Below are 19,514 nucleotides of genomic sequence, written 5' to 3'. Positions count from 1 at the left end.
ACCAAACCATGGGAGGTTCTCAAATGAAATATATGAAAGTGTCGGCTTTTTTAATGGTAATGGCTGTTTTACTGGTGATGAGTGGTTGTATCGATAACCCATCGAATCAAGCTTCCAGTGAAGGTGAAAATCAAACGGAATCAGAAGCTCCCGAAGTGGAAGAAGGCGAGGAAGTTGTGAATATCGGCTATAGTGGTCCTTTAAGCGGTCCGGCAGCTTACTACGGAGAAAGGACGTTAAACGGACTTACGATGGCGGTAGAAGAAATCAACAACAATGGTGGGTTCGAAATTGATGGACAAACCTATAAATACAACCTTGTTTCTTTAGACGACAAGTATCTGCCGAATGAAACGGCTGCCAATGCCAAGCGTCTATTACAGGAAAACGATACGCCCATCATTTTTTCACCCCACAGTGGAGGCATCAAGGCGATGCAGGTGTTCAATGAACAGGAAAATTTCTTAATCGGCGCTTACACGAGTGAACCAGCGGTAACAGAGGAAGGGAACGCATTGACGGTCCGTATCCCACCAAGCTATGCCGGTTATCTGGATCCATTCACGAGTTACGCGATGGAAAACCATGGGAAGAAATTAGCCGCACTCCCTACAGCCTCCCAGTATGGAAAAGACTGGACGGAAGCACTCGTACCCTACTGGGAAGAACAAGGGGGGGAAGTCGTTTATAACTCTTCCATCGATTTTTCCAAGGATACCGACTTCTTTACTCTCGTCACCAACGCTCTGAAGGAAGATCCAGACGTGATGTTTATCGGAGGACCATCAGAACCGACAGCGAAAGTAGCGAAGCAGGCAAGGGAGCTTGGGTTTGAAGGTGGATTCATCATTATGGATCAGGCGAAGCTTGATGAAATGGAAAGTGTCACCGGATCTTATGAACAGTTGGAAGGAGCTGTAGGTGTAACGCCTCTTATCAATTCCGATTACCCAGGCACCGATCAATTTATTGAAAAGTACAAGGAGAAATATGGTGAGAATCCAGGATCTGAAGCAGGTTACCACTATGTAGCTATGAATGCCTTTATGGAAGCAATGAAAGCAGCAGGAACGGTTGATGATCCTGAAGCCATCCGTTCTCATATGCAGGATGGCCTCGATGCCCTGCCGGAAGAGAAGCAGGTGTACACGATCGAGGAAATCGGGGAAGATGGCGGTTTTTCCACTGCTCTGCGTATTGCAGCTGTCGAGAATGGAGAAGTCGTTACCATTGATGTCGATGAGTAAAAGCTTTAAAAATCTGATTAGACAGAAAATTGTAAAAAGTATATAATGATAGAAGAACATTCACATCTAGAAAGATGGACTCTTTCATGACCCGTGAATGACGCCGCTGACATGATCATGAACATTAAATAACTGAGAATCTATGCCCTGCCTAAGCTTTGAGGGATTTACGTAGATCGGAGCCAGTTATATCAAGATTTCTTTGATATGGCTGGCTTTTGTTTTGGGCTTACATGTGAAAAGTTGATTCAAGAGGTAGATTCATTTTGAATGCCTTGGGATAACGAACCCGGATGGAAACGGGAAAAGTTCAAAGAATGATAGAAAATAATTGGAGGGGTGCACGTTGAACTTTGAATTGTCACAAGAACAGGAAATGGTCAGGCAAGTGGTGCGGAAATTCGTAGATCGGGAGATTCAGCCCTATATTCAGGAATGGGACGAACAAGGCCATTTTGAATCTTCTATTATGAAACGGCTGGCGGACCTTGACTTAATGGGCGTCTGTATTCCAGAGCAGTACGGCGGGAGCGGTATGGATTATAATACGCTTGCGATTGTTTGTGAGGAGCTTGAGCGCGGGGACACGGCTTTTCGGACAGCTGTTTCCGTCCATACAGGGTTGAACAGCATGTCACTTTTACAATGGGGAAATGAAGCTCAAAAACAAAAATACCTCATTCCTCAGGCAAAAGGAGAAAAGGTGGGAGCTTTCGGTCTGACAGAACCTGGGGCAGGATCGGATGTTGCTTCATTAAAGACTACTGCTGTTAAAGAAGGGGATCATTACATTTTAAATGGTCAGAAAACGTGGATATCCCTTTGTGATCATGCCGATTACTTCCTTGTTTTTGCCTACACGGATAAAAGTGCTGAACATAAAGGTATTTCTGCTTTCATCGTGGAACGCACCATGCCCGGATTTTCATCAAAAGCCATCAAAGGGAAATTAGGAATCCGTGCTGGAAATACCGGTGAGTTGTTTTTTGATCAGGTGAATGTTCCTGAAGAAAACCTGCTTGGAGAAGAAGGGGAAGGCTTCAAAATCGCGATGTCGGCTCTGGATAATGGCCGCTTTACAGTAGCCGCTGGTGCCTGTGGTCAAATTCTCGCCTGCTTGGAAGAAAGCGTCAAGTACTGCCATGAAAGGGAAACGTTCGGAAAAGAAATAGGTAAACATCAGCTGGTTAAGCAGATGATTGCGAAGATGGAAGCAGGGTACGAAATGTCGCGTCTGCTTGTATTTAAGGCAGGGGAATTGAAAAATCAAGGGAAGAGAAATACAAGGGAAACCTCTCTCGCCAAGTGGCAGGCGTGTGACTTTGCCAATGAGGCAGCCAATGATGCCGTTCAGATTCACGGCGCTTATGGGTACTCCAATGAGTACCCGGTTGAAAGATTCTTGAGAAATTCGAAGGCTCCTGTCATTTATGAAGGTACAAGGGAAATTCACACTGTAATGCAGGCGGATTATGTTCTTGGGTATCGGTCCGATAAGTCTTTATCTAAGGGACTGCCGGCGTGGCCTTATTCGGAACTGAAGGAAGAAGTATAACGATTTCCGATGAGGAGCGGCTTTTGGAAACCAAGTTTGATACTTGCCATGTGCGGGACATATCTGTTTTACTTTTTTATTCCTTTCCCTCCCCTATTTGTTCTATTGTCTGTTTTCTGTTTGCTTGTCTATTTTTTTAGTGTGCTGGCCGTAAAGGGAATGGCGAAAGTGGTTACGTTGACCTTGTTCGTCTCAGCTTTAGTGATTAACGGGATGACAAAAGCTCAGCCAGTGGTCACAAGTCTTGAAGGCATTCAACAGAACCTGCCTCTCCTGGCTTTGATTTTGCTTGTTCCACTGATCTCCATCCCTCTCAAAGCGGGCGGGTACTTTTATTCTATTAAATTTTTCTTGAAGAAATGGGAAGACCGGCCGAGACTTGCTTTTTTTGGTCTTTCCAGTTCGCTGGCGTTGATCAGTCCTATTTTAAATATGGGTTCTGTGAAAATTGTTCATGAAATGGTAGAAGAGCTTAAAATCAATCCTGTCATTCTTGGTAAATCCTACTTGATAGGATTTACCTCTTCCATGCTCTGGTCTCCTTACTTTGCGTCGGTAGCCATCGTCCTATATGAAGTGGGCGGTCAATTCAATCAATATATCGGTCTGGGTTTGACGGCAGCTCTTATACAGTTGGTAATCGGAAACCTGTTGTTCAGGCATTCATCGAGGAAGATGGAACTTAGTAAAGAGGCCCGGGATCAAAGCACGGAAACAGGCGGGAAAGACGAAATAGAAGAGAAGGCTCATTTTAAGAATTTGTGGAAGATATTTTTCATGATTCTCAGCATGATTTTCAGTCTCCTCCTATTAGAATATGTGACGCACATCTCTATGCTGACGCTGGTCAGCCTGATTGCTGTGATCGTACCGTTAGCCTGGGCCACGCTTTTTAATAACTGGGGACAGCTCCAGCAAGAGTTTAAGGGATATCTCAAAAAAATCGCAGTCATGGACCATGAAATCACTTTGTTTTTAAGCGCCGGTTTATTCGGCTTAGCCATTAGAGATACAGCTTTTTCCGCTTACCTGCAATCCTTTCTGCTGTGGAATGCGGAACAATCGTTGTTATTTTTTGTCCTCGTCATACTCATGGTGGTTCTATTCTTTGCCCTGATCGGAATCCACCAAATTGTGGTGATTCCGATTTTAGCCAGTCAAGTGTCTGGGATCGATATAGGTTTCTCTCCAGAATTCCTTGCGCTTATTTTTATTATGTCCTGGTCCCTCTCTGCCGTGTTGAGTCCGTTAAATGCTATTAATATTATTGTCAGTCACTGTTTACAAAGAAGTGGTCTAACCATCGGATTCCGCTGGAACGGGACGTACATTATGAGTATCATCAGTGTGCTGATGGCGGTCATAGCTTTTTACGGGTTTTTATAGTTATGGACAGGTCACTTGTATTTGATTAAAAAGAGGCGGTGAAACAATGATTCTCATAGATTTAGTCGATCAAATCCCCTTTCCTGCTATGATTCTTGACGGGGAAGAACGTGTGCTGTCTTTTAATGAAAAGATTAAAGCCGGAATGTCCAGAGGATCTCATGTGAAGGAAACCTTTCCTTTGTGGGATATGAAAGCAGGTTCCAAACTAGTGTCTGCGGAGAATGGAGACATGCGTTATGTCTTTATGAAAAGTCCGCTGGAAGAAGAATGCGATCTATTCATTGGAACGGAAACATCCGAGATCTCTGCCTTAAAAAATGAAAATGAGGACTTAAAGAAGTTGACCCGTGAACTTGATGCCATTATAGAAAATTCCTATGATGGCATCTATATCACGGATCACAAAGGAATCACCTGGAAAACCAACTCAGCTATTGAACGGATTACCGGCATTCCGAAAGAGTATTACATAGGCAAGAATGTAGACGCCCTGATTAAACGGGGGATTCTGAAAAGTTCAGTCACCCATCGTGTAGTCAAACAGAAGAGAACCGTTTCACTCGTTCAAGAGAATTATGAAGGGAAGGAAACATTGATTACAGGGGCGCCTGTGTTCAATGACAACGGTGAAGTGGAAAAAGTCGTTACGAATATCAGGGACCTTTCGGATTTGAATGAACTGCAGACAAAATTAAGCCGAATGAATCAGTTGAACGACAAATACAAAAAAGAGCTGGACCTTCTGAAAAATCGGAATTCAAAAATGGACGGTGTGGTGGTCAACAGTGAATCCATGAGGATGATTTATGATACAGCCGAACGAATTGCTCATGTCAACGCGACTGTATTAATCCTAGGAGAAACAGGGGTAGGAAAAGATATCCTTGCCAAATATATCTACTCGGAAAGCGCTCGTTCCAAGGAAGGGGATTTTATCAAGATCAACTGTGGGGCCATCCCTGGAGATCTTCTTGAATCTGAGCTTTTCGGTTATGAGCCGGGGGCTTTTACAGGTGCGAATCGTCAAGGGAAGGCAGGGATGTTTGAGTTGGCGGACAAGGGTGTTCTTTTTCTGGATGAGGTCGGAGAACTGCCTTTGATGCTCCAAGTTAAACTTTTGAGAGCCTTGCAGGAAAATGAAATTCAACGCATTGGAGGAACAAAGCCAAGGAAAGTCGATGTGAGAATCATTGCTGCCACCAACCGCGATTTAAAAGAGATGGTCCGGGATGGTGATTTTCGTGAGGATCTGTACTATCGACTGAATGTGCTGCCGATCTCCATCCCATCCTTAAAAGATCGACGTGACGATATTCTTCCACTAATCGACTTGTTTCTTAAAAAAGTGAATAACCGGTACGGGATGGACAAGCGGGTGGATCCCAATCTGCACGATTTCTTTTTCTCTTATGACTGGCCGGGAAATATACGGGAGCTCTCCAATTTAATTGAACGACTGGTCGTGACCACACCAGAAGATTTGCTGAAGGCCGAACATCTGCCTCCGGAATATCAGGAAACAAAGCACACAGCAATCGCACCGAACTCTGTTGTCCCCTTGAAAGAAGCTGTGGAGCTTGCCGAATCAAGAGTATTGGAACTCGCTGCCTTGAACTATAAAAACACATACGAAATAGCTGAGGTATTAGAGACAAGCCAACCTACGATTGTCCGCAAGCTAAAGAAATATAACATACATGTATCCAGAGGAGAGGAATGGTTATGAACATAGCGGTTGCAGGAGCCGGTGCTGTCGGATGCTATTTTGGAGGCCGGCTTGCGAGAACGGGGTGTGATGTGACGTTTTTAGCGAGAGGCGTACATTTGGATGCCATGAAAGAGCAAGGACTCAAGATTAAAGAAGAGGCCGGGGAGTACATCATTGACGGTCGATTTACGGACAATATCCGTGACCTTTCGGAAGCAGATCTCGTATTGTTTTGTGTGAAATCCAACGACACAAAAAGGATGGCCGATGTTTTACAACCGATTCTGAAAGAAACAGCGGCTGTCATGACCTTGCAGAATGGTGTGGAAAACGAAGAAATCCTCGAAGAAGTATTTGGGGCAGCACGTGTTTTATCAGCTGTCACATATGTCCAGTCATCGGTTGTGAGCCCGGGTGAAATACGACAACAAGGGAGAGTGAAGTTAGTCATTGGCTCTCTCTCATCAAAGACAGACGTTGTTTCTATCATCGACCTTTTACAAGAAGCAGGCATCGACTGTAAAGAATCAAGTAATATTATGACTAGAAAATGGAATAAGCTGATGTGGAATGCAACGTTTAATCCACTTTCTGCTGTTTCTGGTGCCCGTGTAGGAGAAATCCTTGATGACGAACAGCTGTATAGAACAGCAAAAAAGATCTGCGAGGAAGTAGTAGAGGTAGGGATACGTAAAGGGTTTTCAATAGATCCTGAAACGGCCATACCTACTATCTTCTCTCGTGCTGAATTTGCCAAGCAGCACCAGACCTCGATGCTTCAGGATCGTCTTCGTGGAAAGCCTATGGAAGTAGAGGCCATGTGTGGCTACATAAAAAGACAGGGAGAGCTTCTCGGTGTCGAAACGCCTGCGAACCAATCGATCTACAGTGTGTTGAATTATATGAATCAAAAACTGATGTGAAGCTTGAGTAGCATCCTCCATATGGTTCACAGGGTCTGAGCGGTGTTTGATTCAATATTGAATCGCTTCATACAAATACGAATCAACAGATTCCAACAAAACTCCCGATTGATTCATTTGTGAATCGAAAGCCTTTGAACAAGGTTTATACATTTTAATATTTCTTACCCGATATAAAAAAATTTAAACGAATGAACCCTTTGGGAGTCTGCTTATGCAGACTTTTTTTATTGGAATTTTACTATGATCAATAGAATTGGCATGAAAATTGCATGTATATAGGTGTAGACCAAATATGAAAGGATGTTTCGAAATGGCCGTAACGATTGCAGATGAAATAGAACAAATGAAAGTAATGATCCGTAATTTTGTGGAAAACGAGGTGGAGCCTTACGCGCAACAAATCGAAGACGAGGATGCCATTCCTCCACATCTGGTAGAAAAAGCGAAAGAATTAGGATTGTTTGGAATGAGCATCCCTGAAGAGTACGGTGGAATCGGCTTGAATACTGTCGGAAAAGCCGTTGTACTAGAGCAATTAGGGAGAACACACAATGGGTTTGTCTCTTTAATCAGTGCGCACACAGGAATCGGGAGTACAGGTTTAGTCAAGCTTGCTTCAGAATCTCTGAAACAAAAGTATTTACCTGAAATGGCCACCGGAGAAAAAATTGCAGCATTTGCCTTGTCTGAACCGGGGGCAGGATCAGATGCAACGAATTTGGCGACACAGGCGGAGAAGAAAGGGGATCATTGGGTCGTCAATGGGACCAAACACTTCATTACAAACGCTCCAGTTGCGGATGTATTTACTGTTTTTGCTTTAACAGACCGCGAAAAAGGAGCGAAAGGGGGCATTACAGCCTTTTTGATAGAAAAGGACTTTCCCGGCCTGATTGTAGGAAAGAAAGATAAGAAAATGGGATTGAGAGGTTCATATACGGCTCAAGTCATCTTTGAAAACTGTATCGTTCCTGAAGAGAACGTCATCGGTGAAGTAGGGATGGGATACATCAATGCTCTGAGAATTTTAGGAGAGGGACGGATTGGACTTGCTGCACGAGCGGTAGGATCCTGTGACAAGCTGATCGAACTATCAGCGGGTTATGCCAAGGAACGCATCCAGTTCGGAAAGCCGATTGCAGACAACCAGGCCATTCAATGGATGTTAGCAGATATGGCTACGGAAACAGAAGCGGCTAGAACGTTAACGATGATGGCTGCAGAAAAAGTGGACGCGGGTAAAAAAGTCATCAAAGAAGCCTCGATGGCCAAGCTGTTCGCTTCTGAAGTATTCAATAAAGTCGCGGATAAGGCTGTGCAGATCCACGGTGGGATCGGCTACATCGGGGAATACCCTGTGGAACGTTTTTACAGAGATGCCAGAATCACAAAAATATACGAAGGAACAAATGAAATCCAGCGCCTTCTCGTAGCTAGAAAAGTGTTGGAGGAAAATTAAAACCCTTTTTGTAAGCCTTTTCAAACAAAGGGTTTGGAGGTGAGCGTTATGAATCGTCAATCCATAAAGGCTGAAAAACTGGACACGACCATTACAGAGAAGCCCGCTTACGTGGAAAAACTGTGGCAGGAGCGGAAGGAACAGTGGAATGCCCCGAGGTTTTTCATTCTGATTATCAGTCTGCTTGCCATCGGCTTGTCGATCTTTCATGTGTACACGGCAGGTTTCGGTACACTGCCATCCTGGCAGCAGAGGAGTGTCCACGTCTTATGGGCGTTACTTCTGATCTTTATGTTGTTCCCTTTTCGAAAGGGGAAGAAATTCGGGGTTATGGACGTTTTGGTTGTATTGATCACTTTAGTCACCGCTTATTACATGATTTCAGGAGCGGAGATGATTCAAAGCCGGCAAGGCAACATCAACCAGGCTGATGTCATTTTCGGGACTATTTTTATTGCTCTGGTCCTGGAAGCTACACGAAGGACAAATGGCATACTGATGTCTCTGATCGGATTGTTCTTCATTGCCTACATCTTCTTGGGCAGATATTTCCCAGGAGCTCTTGCTCATCCTGGTGTGCGCTATGAAAAGATGGTGGATCATATGTTCAATGGGACCTTGGGGATTTTCAGTGCTCCGATTTATGTCAGTTCCACCGTGCTCATTTTGTTCGTAATTTTTGGGTCCTTTTTAATGAAATCAGGGGGCGGCCAGTTTTTTACAGATTTTGCTTTTGGATTGTTCGGTAATAAAACCGGTGGGCCCGCGCTTTCGGCTGTAGGTTCAAGTGCGTTGGTGGCGACCATCACAGGGAACGGTGCGGCAAACGCAGCGATTACAGGTTCCTTTACGATCCCTCTCATGAAGAAACTCGGCTACAGCAAAAGGTTTTCAGCAGCAGTTGAAGCCGTAGCTTCCCAAGGAGGGCAGATCATGCCGCCGATCATGGGGGCTTCTGTCTTCATCATGGCCGAGACAATTGGGCTTCCTTATATCCAGATTGCCCTCTACGCCCTCATCCCGGCAGTCGTTTACTTTTTTATTGCTGGGATGGTCGTGTACTTTCACGCCAAACGTTTAAAGATGGAAGGTATTCCTAAAGAACAGCTGCCTGACCTTAAAGCTGTTCTATTGAAGCAAAGCTACTTATTTTTTCCGATTCTATTGATCATCGGTCTGATGATTTATGGATACAGTCCGATGAAATCCGGGTTCTATGCCATTCTAGCAACGATCCTGCTGAGTTGGATCCGGAGTGCTACTCGAATGAGTCTGCTCGATATCCTGGCAGCACTCGAAAATGGAGCCAGAAACGCTCTTGTTGTGGTCGCAGCCTGTGCAACCGCCGGAATTATTGTGGGTTCTGTGTCCTTAACGGGGCTTGGCATCACGTTTTCAAGGTTTGTCATTGATGTGGCAGGTGGATCGCTGATTTTACTTCTCGTTTTGGTAGCGGGAGCTTCCATCATTATGGGCATGGGCATGCCGACCGTATCCGCCTACGTCATTCTCGCTGTTTTGGGAGCACCGGCGTTAATTGATCTAGGGGTAAACGTCGTCGCTGCGCATATGTTCGTGTTCTATTTTGGTGTCTTATCCGGATTGACTCCACCTGTTGCTATTACGGCTTATACGACAGCGGGCATAGCCGGATCCAATCCTACAAAGACCGCTTTCTACGCGATAAAAGTCGGAATGGGTGGGTTTTTCATTCCTTTCCTCTTCGTCTATAATCCTGAGCTGCTTCTCCAAGGGGCAGATACCACACGGATTGTCATCGCTGTTTCAAGTGCGTTCTTAAGCTGTTTATTTTTTGCCGGGGCATTGGAAAATTATTTCCTCGGTCCGTTGAATCTTTTGAAAAGGCTGATGTTGTTTACAAGCGCCATCTTGTTGGTGATGCCGGGGTTAATTGGTGATTTGGCCGGTTTTGCACTCGTCATCTTCCTATTCATCTGGCAGAAAAAAACCACATCTTATGTGGCTGAAAACTCTAAGCAATTGAGTGGATAACTCAAGAAGGGTGGATATTGAATGAAGAAATATATGGGAGTTCTATTGATTGTACTTTCTTTCGCTTTAGCAGCATGTGGGAGCAGTGATGCGACTTCTAGTGATTCAGATCAACCATCTGCACCGGACAAATTTTTGAAGATCGGAAGCGGTCCAATGGGTTCTGGATGGTATCCGATTACGACCGTTATGTTGGATGTTTACATGGATGGATTTTCTGGATTGAATGTCTCCCAGGTGGAAGGTGGTTCAACTGCGAATTTGAAATCATTGGAAGTCGGAGATATTCAACTGGGTTTGAACTATACTTCTGATTTCACTGGAGCCTTGGATGGCAGCGGAGGTTTTGATGAACCGTTGAGCCAGCAGGCTGCCGTAGGGTCTTTGTATCCGGTGTATCAAACGATTGCCACGACGACCGATCATGAGGATATCAATAAGATTGAAGACATTGTTGATAAGCACATTTTCCTTGGTCCAAAAGGAGGCGGGGGACCCGTTGCGTTCTGGAACATGATGGCGGAGTACGGAATCGATGAAGAAACCATCAATGAAGCAGGTGGGGAGATTTCTTACGGAAACTATTCGGATGGAGCTTCGATGCTTAAAGATAACAATGTGGATGTTTTTGTTGGAGGCGGTGCTCCATTCATTCCAGCCCTTCAGGAAATCGAGATCACCAAACCTATTAAAGTCCTTCCTATTGATGAAGACAAACTGAAAAGCATTGAAGAAAAGGGAATAGGAATTTCTTCGGGTGACATTCCAGCGGATACTTACAAAGATTTGAGTGAACCTGTCCCTACGTACACGATGGTTACGATGATGACAGCCCGGAAAGATCTGGATGAAGAGTATGTGTACAACATGACAAAAATGTTCTGGGATAACATACCGGCCTTTGAGGAGCAGATTCCAGGAAGAGCCGCACACTTTACGGTGGATACGGCATTGGACGGAATCGATCCGGAATCTCTGCATCCAGGCGCGGAAAAATATTATAAAGAAGTGGGAGAACTAGAGTAATCAAGAGGGAGGAGTCAGATTGAAATCTTTTGAGGATCGGAAATGGTACGAGTTTTATACCCCTGAAATGAAGAGAGAATTGACCTTTCCAGAAGTTCCATTGTACCAGCTATTGGATCAAACCGTGGCCCAGTATGGAAAAAGAACGGCCATTATATTTGAAGAACATGAAATGACTTATGAGGAATTAAAAGATCAAGTGGACCGGTTAGCCGGGGCGTGGGATGCGCTTGGGTTTTCTAAGGGCGAGCGTATTGGTTTGATGATATCCAATCACCCTGAATATGTCATCGCTTATTATGCTGCGCAAAGACTTGGGTTGATCGTCGTGCAGATTAATCCCCGATACACGGCGAGGGAACTTTTGCAAATCATGGATGACTCTGAAATGAATTATTTAATTACTGAAAAGTCCCGATTCTCAATGGTTGAAGAACTAAAAGAGATGAAAGAGTTAAAGCATTTATTCATGGCTGGAGGGAGCAGAAATGAACGAAAGTCCCTTGCTCACTTAATTCAGCATGCCGCTCCTATAACAAAAGATGTCGATATTTCTATGAAAGAGGATGTTGCGGTGATTCAGTACACAGGAGGCACGACAGGAAAGATGAAAGGGGCTATGCTTACTCACTATAATATAGTCGCTAATGTCGTGCAGAGTTATGCCATGTATGGAGAGAAAATGGTAAAAGGTGAAGAAATGGTATTGACCGCCACCCCTCTCTATCATGTTTATGCGATGACAAGTGCAATGAATCTGGGAATCTATATCGGCGCAACGAATCTATTAATTCAAAAGTTCCTCGTTGACGATGTATTGGAAAAAATCAAGAAGTACCAGCCGACATTTTTCCCTGGAGTTCCTGGGATGTATAACGCCTTCGTCAACCATCCGGACGTAGAAAAATACGGTCTCGACTGCTTGAAGTTCTGTTCCAGCGGTTCCGCCCCGCTTCCTATAGAGATCATCAAGCGTTTTGAGAATTTAACAGGAGCCGTGATCGGAGAAGGGTTCGGTTTAACAGAGGCTTCCCCCTCCACGCACAGAAATCCTACCAGCGGGGTGAGGAAAGTGGGAAGCATCGGAATTCCTCTTCCCGGTACCGATAGTAAAGTCGTTAACGAAGATAACCAGGAACTGCCTGAGAACAGTGTGGGGGAACTTGTCATCAAAGGCCCGCAGATTATGAAAGGGTACTGGAGAAAGGAAGACGAAACGAGCCATGCTCTAAGAAATGGCTGGCTTTACACGGGGGACTTAGCGATGACGGATGAAGACGGTTATTTCTATATTGTCGGGCGGAAAAAAGAAATGATCATCAATGGCGGATTCAATATTTACCCGCAGGAAATTGAAAGCGTTTTATATAAACACCCAGATGTCAAAGAATCAGCGGTTATAGGGATCCCCCACAAGGAAAAAGGGGAAATCGTTAAAGCTTATGTGGTAGCTAAAGAAGGCCACCATCTGGATGTAGAAGAGTTAAAAGGGCACTGTTACCGAAACCTGACCCGTTATAAAGTGCCGAAGGAATTTGTAGTTACTCATGAGCTGCCAAGAAACACCGTAGGGAAACTGCTGAAACGTAAGCTTGTGGAGGAAGAAAAAAGAAAATTATTGAAGGAGGAGACCCCGGATGGAATTCAATCCTATTCATAAAGTTGCTGTTATAGGCGCCGGAGCGATGGGATCTCAGATTGCGATGGTCTGTGCTTTGCAAGGTCATCCTGTCTATTTGAATGACCTCGATCCACAGCAATTGCAGCAGGCTGAAAAAGAGCTGAAAAAAAGAATGGAGCGAAGTATTGAAAAAAAGCGGCTGACAGAGGAGCAGGTGCACGAAGCTTTTCATCTTCTTGAGCTTGGAACAGAACTTTCAAACATTCATGATGCAGATCTGGTCATTGAAGCGGTCGTGGAGAAGCTGGATGTGAAGAGGGATTTATTTAAGAAAATAGATGAGCTGACAGCTCCCCATGCCATTCTTGCAACGAACAGTTCGACGATCGTCAGTTCTAAGGTTGCCGATGTGACCACACGTCCTGAGCAGGTATGTAATCTCCATTTCTTCAACCCACCACTTGTTATGGAGCTTGTCGAAGTGGTGAAAGGGCCGCACACATCGGAGGAAACAGCCGAGAGAGCATTCCGATTTGTTGAAGGGATCGGGAAAACCCCGGTCATGCTTCAAAAAGAAATTTCCGGATTTATTGCGAACCGCATTCTTGGAAAGTTGATGGATGAAGCGGTCTACTTACTGGAAAATGGCTATGCCACCCATGAAGAAATCGATACGGTCTGTACGAAAGCATTGAATCATCCGATTGGACCCTTTTCATTGATGGATCTGACGGGCATCGATGTGAATTACTTTGTCCGTATGCAGCGTTACCAGGAGACCGGAAACGAGGACGATCGGCCGGCAAAAATTGTAGAAGATAAAGTGAAAAAAGGAGAGCTTGGTCGTAAAACCGGCCAAGGATTTTATCAATATACCTGAACAGGAGGATCGTAATGAAACAATTTGTCCTCATCGATTCTGTACCAGATTTGAAAGACAACCTCACAACAAAAGAGAAAAGGCTTATGGGGGGCAGAGTAACCGATAAGGTTTATCCTGACGATGCCTGCGTGGTTGAGGAAGCCGTCCGTTTAAAAAACAAACATGGTGGAAAAGTGACGGCCCTCTTTTTAGGTGAAGAAGACACAGAACATCCACATTGTAAAGCGCAGGATTTGGGGGCAGATGAAACAGTTTGGCTGAAGAGAGAGAACGGACATGAGGATGTTTTTTCAACAGCTTCTATAATCTCCGAATATTTAAAAGAAGAAGAGGTGGATTTGATTCTTACTGGATCCGATGTCTGGGGTGCGATGATCGCTGAATTATTAGAAATTCCATCGGTTACTCGCGTACTGGATGTGGACATACAGAGAGGTAATGCTGTTTTGAAAATGGAGGGGGAAGAGGAATGGATAAAAACTTCCTTCCCTTTCTTGATAAGTACTCTTCCTCAAGTTGGTGAAGCGGAAAGCCCATCTATGGAGAAATCGGGAAAAGCCGTTCAAACCACAGGAGTTAAAGTGGATCATTGCCTGAAAGGAGAACATTCTGATCGTATGGATGCTTGTGGAGTTTCCACTTCACATGGGAGTCATCTTACAGTACGGAACATTCTCGTTGTCGGAGAAATCCAGGAAAATCAACTCGAACCCCTTTCGTATGAAGCGATCGCTGCTGCTGGAAAAATGGTTGGGGACGGAGAAATCACAGCCGTTTTGATGGGAAAGGAAGTCCATAATTTTTCAAATGAAATGATGGCTTATGGGGCTGATGGTGTATTGGAGATCCATCATCCGTTATTGGAAAACGGGACACCGGATAGTTATGCGCAGTCTCTGTATAAGGTGTTAAGTGAACATTCTTTTGAAGGCGTAGTATTTCCTGATTCACCCTTCGGCAGAGTGCTAGCCGCCCGGGTTGCCGTCCGGATGAGATCCGGGCTCATGACTGGGGTGACAGATATTAAAAGACAGGATGAAGGTATCGTATTTACGACTTCCTCACACCAAAGAAAGAGGTTTGGTAAGAAAATCAACCATGGCCCAATGGGGGTTTTCACCATCACACCGGGGCGTTTTTTCCCTTGTATAAAAGAAGAACGTCAAGGGTGGAAGTGCGTTGTAGAAATGGAGATTGAAAATTTGAGGATGGAGCGGGTGGATGTTAAAAACCTTTCCCATGAATATGAAAGGGCTGGTGTATAGATGATTCAAAATATCAGTGTCATTGGAGCAGGAACGATGGGCAGAGGGATCGCGTTTGCTTGTGCACTCTCCGGTCTAGCCGTATCGGTCCAGGATAAATTTGAGCAAAGCATCGATGATTGCAGGGAGTACATCACTAAACAATTCGATAAAAGTGTAGAAAAAGGAAAGGTTTCAAGACAAGAAGCAGATGAAAAGAAGGAAAAGATCCAATATTTCCAAGAATTAGAGGGGGCTGTCCGTCAGGCCGATCTTGTCATTGAAGCCGTTCCGGAGGTTATGGAATTAAAAGTGGATACCTTTAAGGAAATGGATCGCTATGCTCCTGCGGGTGCGATTCTGGCTACCAACACATCCACGATGAGTCCTACCGAAATATCGGCCCAGACATCAAGACCGGATCGCTGCATTGCCCTCCATTTTTTCAATCCTGTACCAAAAATGAAGCTGATCGAAGTGATTTGCGGATTGGAAACCTCTGATCAGACCATTGAAGATTCGTTCCACTTTGGAGAATCGATCGGGAAAGAGTGCGTGAAGATTAATGAATTCCCTGGTTTTGCTGTCAGTCGCATGAATTGTCTGATCGGTAATGAAGCCATGAACATGGTTATGGAGGGCGTAGGTTCCGTCGAAGACATAGATAAAGCGATGAATCTCGGGTTAAATCATCCTATGGGTCCACTCGAATTAGCGGACTTAGTTGGTTTGGATACAAGGCTTCGTAATATGGAATATCTCCATAAAACGCTGGGTGAAAAATACCGCCCTTGTCCGGTTTTAACGAAGTATGTGAAAGCGGGGCACTTGGGCAAGAAGACAGGTAAAGGATTTTATACGTATTCCTAATGAAGGGAGAGGGAAATATGAACTTTCAATTGGATGAAGAAATTGAGTTCTTGAAAAAAAATGTGCGTGATTTTGTCCAGACAGAAGTAGAAGCGGCGGCGATGGATATCGAAAAGGAGGATAAAATTCCCGACCGGATCATTGAGATGTCCAAAGAGATGGGATTGTTCGGACTTAGTATTCCGGAAGAGTATGGAGGCCTTGGCATCGGGATGGTCGGCAAGTGTGCCTTATACGAAGAAATCGGTGCCACCCATAATGGATTTACAACTTTAATTGGTGCTCATACGGGAATAGGAACAGTCGGAATTGTGGAACTTGGCAACGAACAGCAGAAACAAAAATATCTGCCTGCGCTTGCGCGTGGGGACTCGATCGGAGCTTTTGCCCTGACGGAACCAAGTGCCGGATCTAATGCCACGAACCTTAAAACAACGGCGGAGAAAAAAGGCGATAACTACATCCTGAATGGAACGAAACACTATATCACCAATGCAACAGTCGCTGATGTCTTTACTGTCATGGCAGTGACTGATGCCAGTAAAGGTGCGAAAGGCATCACCTCTTTTATCATTGAAAAAGATTTTCCTGGATTCCAAGTAGGCGCGGTCGAACCGAAAATGGGCTTGCATGGCTCACACTCTGCTGAAATTATTTTGGAAGATTGTGAGGTTCCCGCTGAGAACGTACTGGGAGAAGAAGGGCAGGGGTATGTGAACGCACTTAAGATCCTGGCTAATGGAAGAGCAGGTTTAGCTGCAAGGAATCTGGGATCATGCCAAAAGCTGCTCGATTTGTCCATGCAGTACACGCAGGAACGTGAACAGTTCGGTGTTCCGATTATTGAACACCAGGCCGTCGCTCATATGGTTTCTGAAATGGCCGTTGAAACAGAGGCACTGCGGTCGTTTACGTACCGCGTCGCCTGGATGGTCGATCAGGGGAAAAAAGTGATCAAAGAAGCGGCCATGCTTAAACTTTATGGTTCAGAAGTCTATAATCGTGTCGCTGATAAGGCCGTGCAGGTTCACGGCGGGATCGGATACATTTCCGACTATCCGATTGAACGTTTTTTCCGTGATGCGCGCATCACCCGAATTTATGAAGGAACATCTGAAATACAAAAAAATATCATATCTGGCCAATTGAAGAAAGAATACGCTCTTTAAGGAGGATAAGAATGAATGAAGAAATTGTTATAGTAAGCGCTGTACGTACACCTATTGGCCGTTATGGAGGTTCTTTGAAGAATGAATCATCCGGCCATCTGGCTTCCATTGCCATTAAAGAGGCTGTTCATCGTGCTGGAATATCTAATGAACAAGTCGATGAAGTCATTATGGGAGAAGTCCGCCAGACCACAGAGTCATCAAATGTAGCCAGAGTCGCTGCCTTGAGAGCAGGTATTCCAGAGTCATCACCGGCTTATACGATCAATCGACTATGTGCATCCGGGATGCAGTGCATCGCTTCCGGAGTACAGCAAATTACTTTTGAACAAGCGGACATTGTCGTTGCTGGTGGGACGGAAAGCATGAGTCGTTCGCCTATCTATCTTAGAAATTCAAGGTTTGGCGGAGACCGCACGCAGTTAGTAGATTCCAATACAGAAGCAGGGCAGCAGCCGAAAGAAATGTATGGAAACAATCTCGGGATGGGCATCACAGCCGAAAATGTGGCTGTCCGTTATGAGGTGACAAGAGAAGACCAGGATTCTTTTGCCGTGGAGAGCCAAAAGAGGGCTGCCCGCGCCATAGCAGAAGGGCGATTTGAAGATGAAATCGTTCCTGTTGAGGTAAAAGAGAAGAAGTCTTCCCGGATGTTTGAGGTTGATGAGCACCCCCGTCCAAATACCTCATTAGAAAAGCTTTCAAGTTTACGACCTGCCTTCAAGGAAAACGGCAGCGTAACAGCTGGGAATGCTTGCGGCAGAAATGACGGGGCCACAGCTCTTGTTCTCATGAGGGCATCTAAAGCAAGAGAGCTAGGGTTGTCTCCGATGGCAAAAATCGTCGATTGGGCAACGGTGGGTGTTTCTCCAGAATTAATGGGAATTGGTCCCGTACCAGCTGTGAAAAAACTCTTGGAAAGAACCAATAAGCATGTGGCTGATATCGGGTTGGTGGAGCTGAATGAAGCCTTCGCTTCTCAATCTTTGGCTGTCATAAGGGAATTAGGATTGGACCAGGATAAGGTCAATGTCAACGGTGGAGCCATTGCGCTTGGACACCCCGTCGGTGCAAGCGGGGCAAGGATCGTAACCACCCTTTTACATGAAATGAAAAAAAGAAAAGAACAGCTTGGCGTCGCAACCTTGTGTGCTGGCGGTGGTCAGGGAATGGCCATCATGGTTGAACAAATGTAAGCCGGGGAGGCTTGATCATGCGGGACTATTCAGCTTTTTTCGCTCATATCGGGTTCAGCAAACACTTGGATAAAGAACAGCGCGTGATTCTGGAAATTTCCCTTACTCCTGAGATCCTGAATGATGATGGAACCGTTCCATCGGGCTTGTTTTCAACGATGCTGGACATTGTAATTGGGTCGACGATTGGAGATGAATTACAACAGCCCACGAGTACGATCAACTTGAACATGAACTATTTTGACTTGTCAGATAGAGGTCCCTATACCTCATACGCATGGGTTACCCATCAGGATGGAAAAATCGTCATCGGTGAAGGGGTTGTGGAAGATTCTCGTCAGCGTGTTGTTGCAAAGGGATCAGGAACCTTCAAAGTATTAGCTCAGAACAAATGAGAAAGGAAGATCATGATGGCGTTAGAAAATATTGAATATGTAAGACAGGATAAACTCGGCTTTATCACCATCAATCGTCCGGATGTACGGAATGCGCTTAATAAACAGACTTTAGAAGAGATAGAGGAAGCGCTTGACCGCGCCTCGGCCGACACCGAAGTAGGTGTAGTTATATTTTCAGGGAAAGGGGACAAGTCTTTCGCAGCTGGAGCAGACATCAACCAATTGACAGAAAAGACGGCTGTGGATGCTCTTCAGGGGAAGGGAATGCAGCAAATCTATGATAAAATTGAGAGTTTTGAAAAGCCTACAATAGCGATGATTAATGGTTATGCGCTGGGGGGCGGGTGTGAATTAGCCATGAGTTGTGATATTCGGATCGCCTCTACAAAAGCCAAGTTAGGACTGCCGGAATTGAATCTTTCCATTATCCCTGGAGCAGGGGGCACGCAGAGGCTCGCCCGTTTAGTTGGCAAGGGAAAGGCACTGGAGATGATCTTGACTGGTAAAATTATTGATGCTGAAGAAGCTCTCCAGGCCGGGCTCATTACAGAAATGACGACTTCTGAACAGCTGCTCGATAAGGTGAGAGAGGTAAGTGAAAAGATCCTCTCTAAAGGGCCGTTAGCAGTGCAACTGGCTAAGATCTCTGTACATATGGGTACAGAAACGGACATGAAAACGGGACTTATGCTTGAGAAACTTTCACAAGCCGTCTTGTTTAATACGGAGGATAAAAACGAAGGGACGAAAGCCTTTCTTGAAAAGAGAACGCCTGTTTTTAAAGGGGAATAAGGAGGGGAATAAGGAGGC

The 19,514-nt window shown here is 45.0% G+C and carries 16 protein-coding genes; all 16 read left to right on the top strand.

Features of this window, described 5'->3' with window-relative positions; genetic code table 11:
- The first annotated feature begins 23 nt into the window (after window positions 1-23).
- On the top strand, window positions 24-1,247 hold the full coding sequence (locus tag ACJA3J_RS17760; protein ID WP_406944793.1) for an ABC transporter substrate-binding protein: 1,224 nt from the start codon (window positions 24-26) through the stop codon (window positions 1,245-1,247).
- A 346-nt stretch (window positions 1,248-1,593) separates the two neighbouring features.
- Window positions 1,594-2,802, top strand: coding sequence for an acyl-CoA dehydrogenase family protein (locus tag ACJA3J_RS17755; protein ID WP_406944792.1), 1,209 nt, complete (start codon window positions 1,594-1,596; stop codon window positions 2,800-2,802).
- A gap of 168 nt (window positions 2,803-2,970) precedes the next feature.
- On the top strand, window positions 2,971-4,188 hold the full coding sequence (locus tag ACJA3J_RS17750) for a hypothetical protein (protein ID WP_406944791.1): 1,218 nt from the start codon (window positions 2,971-2,973) through the stop codon (window positions 4,186-4,188).
- 46 nt (window positions 4,189-4,234) lie between these two features.
- Complete coding sequence (locus ACJA3J_RS17745) at window positions 4,235-5,917, top strand: sigma-54 interaction domain-containing protein (protein WP_406944790.1); 1,683 nt, start codon at window positions 4,235-4,237, stop codon at window positions 5,915-5,917.
- Complete coding sequence (locus tag ACJA3J_RS17740) at window positions 5,914-6,822, top strand: ketopantoate reductase family protein (protein ID WP_406944789.1); 909 nt, start codon at window positions 5,914-5,916, stop codon at window positions 6,820-6,822. Before ACJA3J_RS17745 ends, ACJA3J_RS17740 begins: the two co-directional genes overlap by 4 nt.
- Before the next feature lie 313 nt (window positions 6,823-7,135).
- Window positions 7,136-8,284, top strand: a complete 1,149-nt coding sequence (locus tag ACJA3J_RS17735; protein ID WP_406944788.1) for an acyl-CoA dehydrogenase family protein — start codon at window positions 7,136-7,138, stop codon at window positions 8,282-8,284.
- Window positions 8,285-8,332: 48 nt separating this feature from the next.
- Window positions 8,333-10,297: a TRAP transporter permease gene (locus tag ACJA3J_RS17730; protein WP_406944787.1), complete on the top strand. Its 1,965-nt coding sequence runs from the start codon at window positions 8,333-8,335 to the stop codon at window positions 10,295-10,297.
- A gap of 21 nt (window positions 10,298-10,318) precedes the next feature.
- On the top strand, window positions 10,319-11,323 hold the full coding sequence (locus ACJA3J_RS17725; protein ID WP_406944786.1) for a TAXI family TRAP transporter solute-binding subunit: 1,005 nt from the start codon (window positions 10,319-10,321) through the stop codon (window positions 11,321-11,323).
- Window positions 11,324-11,342: 19 nt separating this feature from the next.
- Window positions 11,343-12,983, top strand: a complete 1,641-nt coding sequence (locus ACJA3J_RS17720; RefSeq protein ID WP_406944785.1) for a long-chain-fatty-acid--CoA ligase — start codon at window positions 11,343-11,345, stop codon at window positions 12,981-12,983.
- The gene (locus ACJA3J_RS17715; RefSeq protein WP_406944784.1) at window positions 12,961-13,824 is read left to right on the top strand and encodes a 3-hydroxyacyl-CoA dehydrogenase family protein; all 864 of its coding nucleotides are present in this window, start codon (window positions 12,961-12,963) and stop codon (window positions 13,822-13,824) included. Before ACJA3J_RS17720 ends, ACJA3J_RS17715 begins: the two co-directional genes overlap by 23 nt.
- Before the next feature lie 14 nt (window positions 13,825-13,838).
- Window positions 13,839-15,092, top strand: coding sequence for a hypothetical protein (locus ACJA3J_RS17710; RefSeq protein WP_406944783.1), 1,254 nt, complete (start codon window positions 13,839-13,841; stop codon window positions 15,090-15,092).
- Between the two features lie 3 nt (window positions 15,093-15,095).
- Window positions 15,096-15,941: a 3-hydroxyacyl-CoA dehydrogenase family protein gene (locus ACJA3J_RS17705; protein ID WP_406946313.1), complete on the top strand. Its 846-nt coding sequence runs from the start codon at window positions 15,096-15,098 to the stop codon at window positions 15,939-15,941.
- Window positions 15,942-15,958: 17 nt separating this feature from the next.
- Window positions 15,959-17,110 (top strand): acyl-CoA dehydrogenase family protein, encoded by a 1,152-nt coding sequence (locus tag ACJA3J_RS17700; protein WP_406944782.1) that lies wholly within the window; start codon window positions 15,959-15,961, stop codon window positions 17,108-17,110.
- A gap of 11 nt (window positions 17,111-17,121) precedes the next feature.
- Window positions 17,122-18,306 (top strand): thiolase family protein, encoded by a 1,185-nt coding sequence (locus ACJA3J_RS17695; protein WP_406944781.1) that lies wholly within the window; start codon window positions 17,122-17,124, stop codon window positions 18,304-18,306.
- 17 nt (window positions 18,307-18,323) lie between these two features.
- Window positions 18,324-18,701: a PaaI family thioesterase gene (locus ACJA3J_RS17690; RefSeq protein WP_406944780.1), complete on the top strand. Its 378-nt coding sequence runs from the start codon at window positions 18,324-18,326 to the stop codon at window positions 18,699-18,701.
- Between the two features lie 15 nt (window positions 18,702-18,716).
- On the top strand, window positions 18,717-19,496 hold the full coding sequence (locus tag ACJA3J_RS17685) for an enoyl-CoA hydratase/isomerase family protein (protein ID WP_406944779.1): 780 nt from the start codon (window positions 18,717-18,719) through the stop codon (window positions 19,494-19,496).
- The last annotated feature ends 18 nt before the right edge of the window (window positions 19,497-19,514 follow it).

Source organism: Halobacillus sp. SY10, assembly GCF_045401165.1.
In the GTDB taxonomy this organism is placed as follows: domain Bacteria; phylum Bacillota; class Bacilli; order Bacillales; family Halobacillaceae; genus Halobacillus; species Halobacillus aidingensis.
This window is presented reverse-complemented; position numbering and strand designations above follow the sequence as displayed.

What these genes read in the sequence shown, in the direction of transcription:
- ACJA3J_RS17710 (WP_406944783.1), top strand. Translation starts at nt 13,839, where the DNA reads ATGAAACAATTTGTCCTCATCGATTCTGTACCAGATTTGAAAGACAAC.
- ACJA3J_RS17690 (WP_406944780.1), top strand. Translation starts at nt 18,324, where the DNA reads ATGCGGGACTATTCAGCTTTTTTCGCTCATATCGGGTTCAGCAAACAC.
- ACJA3J_RS17740 (WP_406944789.1), top strand. Translation starts at nt 5,914, where the DNA reads ATGAACATAGCGGTTGCAGGAGCCGGTGCTGTCGGATGCTATTTTGGA.
- ACJA3J_RS17735 (WP_406944788.1), top strand. Translation starts at nt 7,136, where the DNA reads ATGGCCGTAACGATTGCAGATGAAATAGAACAAATGAAAGTAATGATC.
- ACJA3J_RS17695 (WP_406944781.1), top strand. Translation starts at nt 17,122, where the DNA reads ATGAATGAAGAAATTGTTATAGTAAGCGCTGTACGTACACCTATTGGC.
- ACJA3J_RS17685 (WP_406944779.1), top strand. Translation starts at nt 18,717, where the DNA reads ATGGCGTTAGAAAATATTGAATATGTAAGACAGGATAAACTCGGCTTT.
- ACJA3J_RS17760 (WP_406944793.1), top strand. Translation starts at nt 24, where the DNA reads ATGAAATATATGAAAGTGTCGGCTTTTTTAATGGTAATGGCTGTTTTA.
- ACJA3J_RS17700 (WP_406944782.1), top strand. Translation starts at nt 15,959, where the DNA reads ATGAACTTTCAATTGGATGAAGAAATTGAGTTCTTGAAAAAAAATGTG.
- ACJA3J_RS17715 (WP_406944784.1), top strand. Translation starts at nt 12,961, where the DNA reads ATGGAATTCAATCCTATTCATAAAGTTGCTGTTATAGGCGCCGGAGCG.
- ACJA3J_RS17745 (WP_406944790.1), top strand. Translation starts at nt 4,235, where the DNA reads ATGATTCTCATAGATTTAGTCGATCAAATCCCCTTTCCTGCTATGATT.
- ACJA3J_RS17730 (WP_406944787.1), top strand. Translation starts at nt 8,333, where the DNA reads ATGAATCGTCAATCCATAAAGGCTGAAAAACTGGACACGACCATTACA.
- ACJA3J_RS17725 (WP_406944786.1), top strand. Translation starts at nt 10,319, where the DNA reads ATGAAGAAATATATGGGAGTTCTATTGATTGTACTTTCTTTCGCTTTA.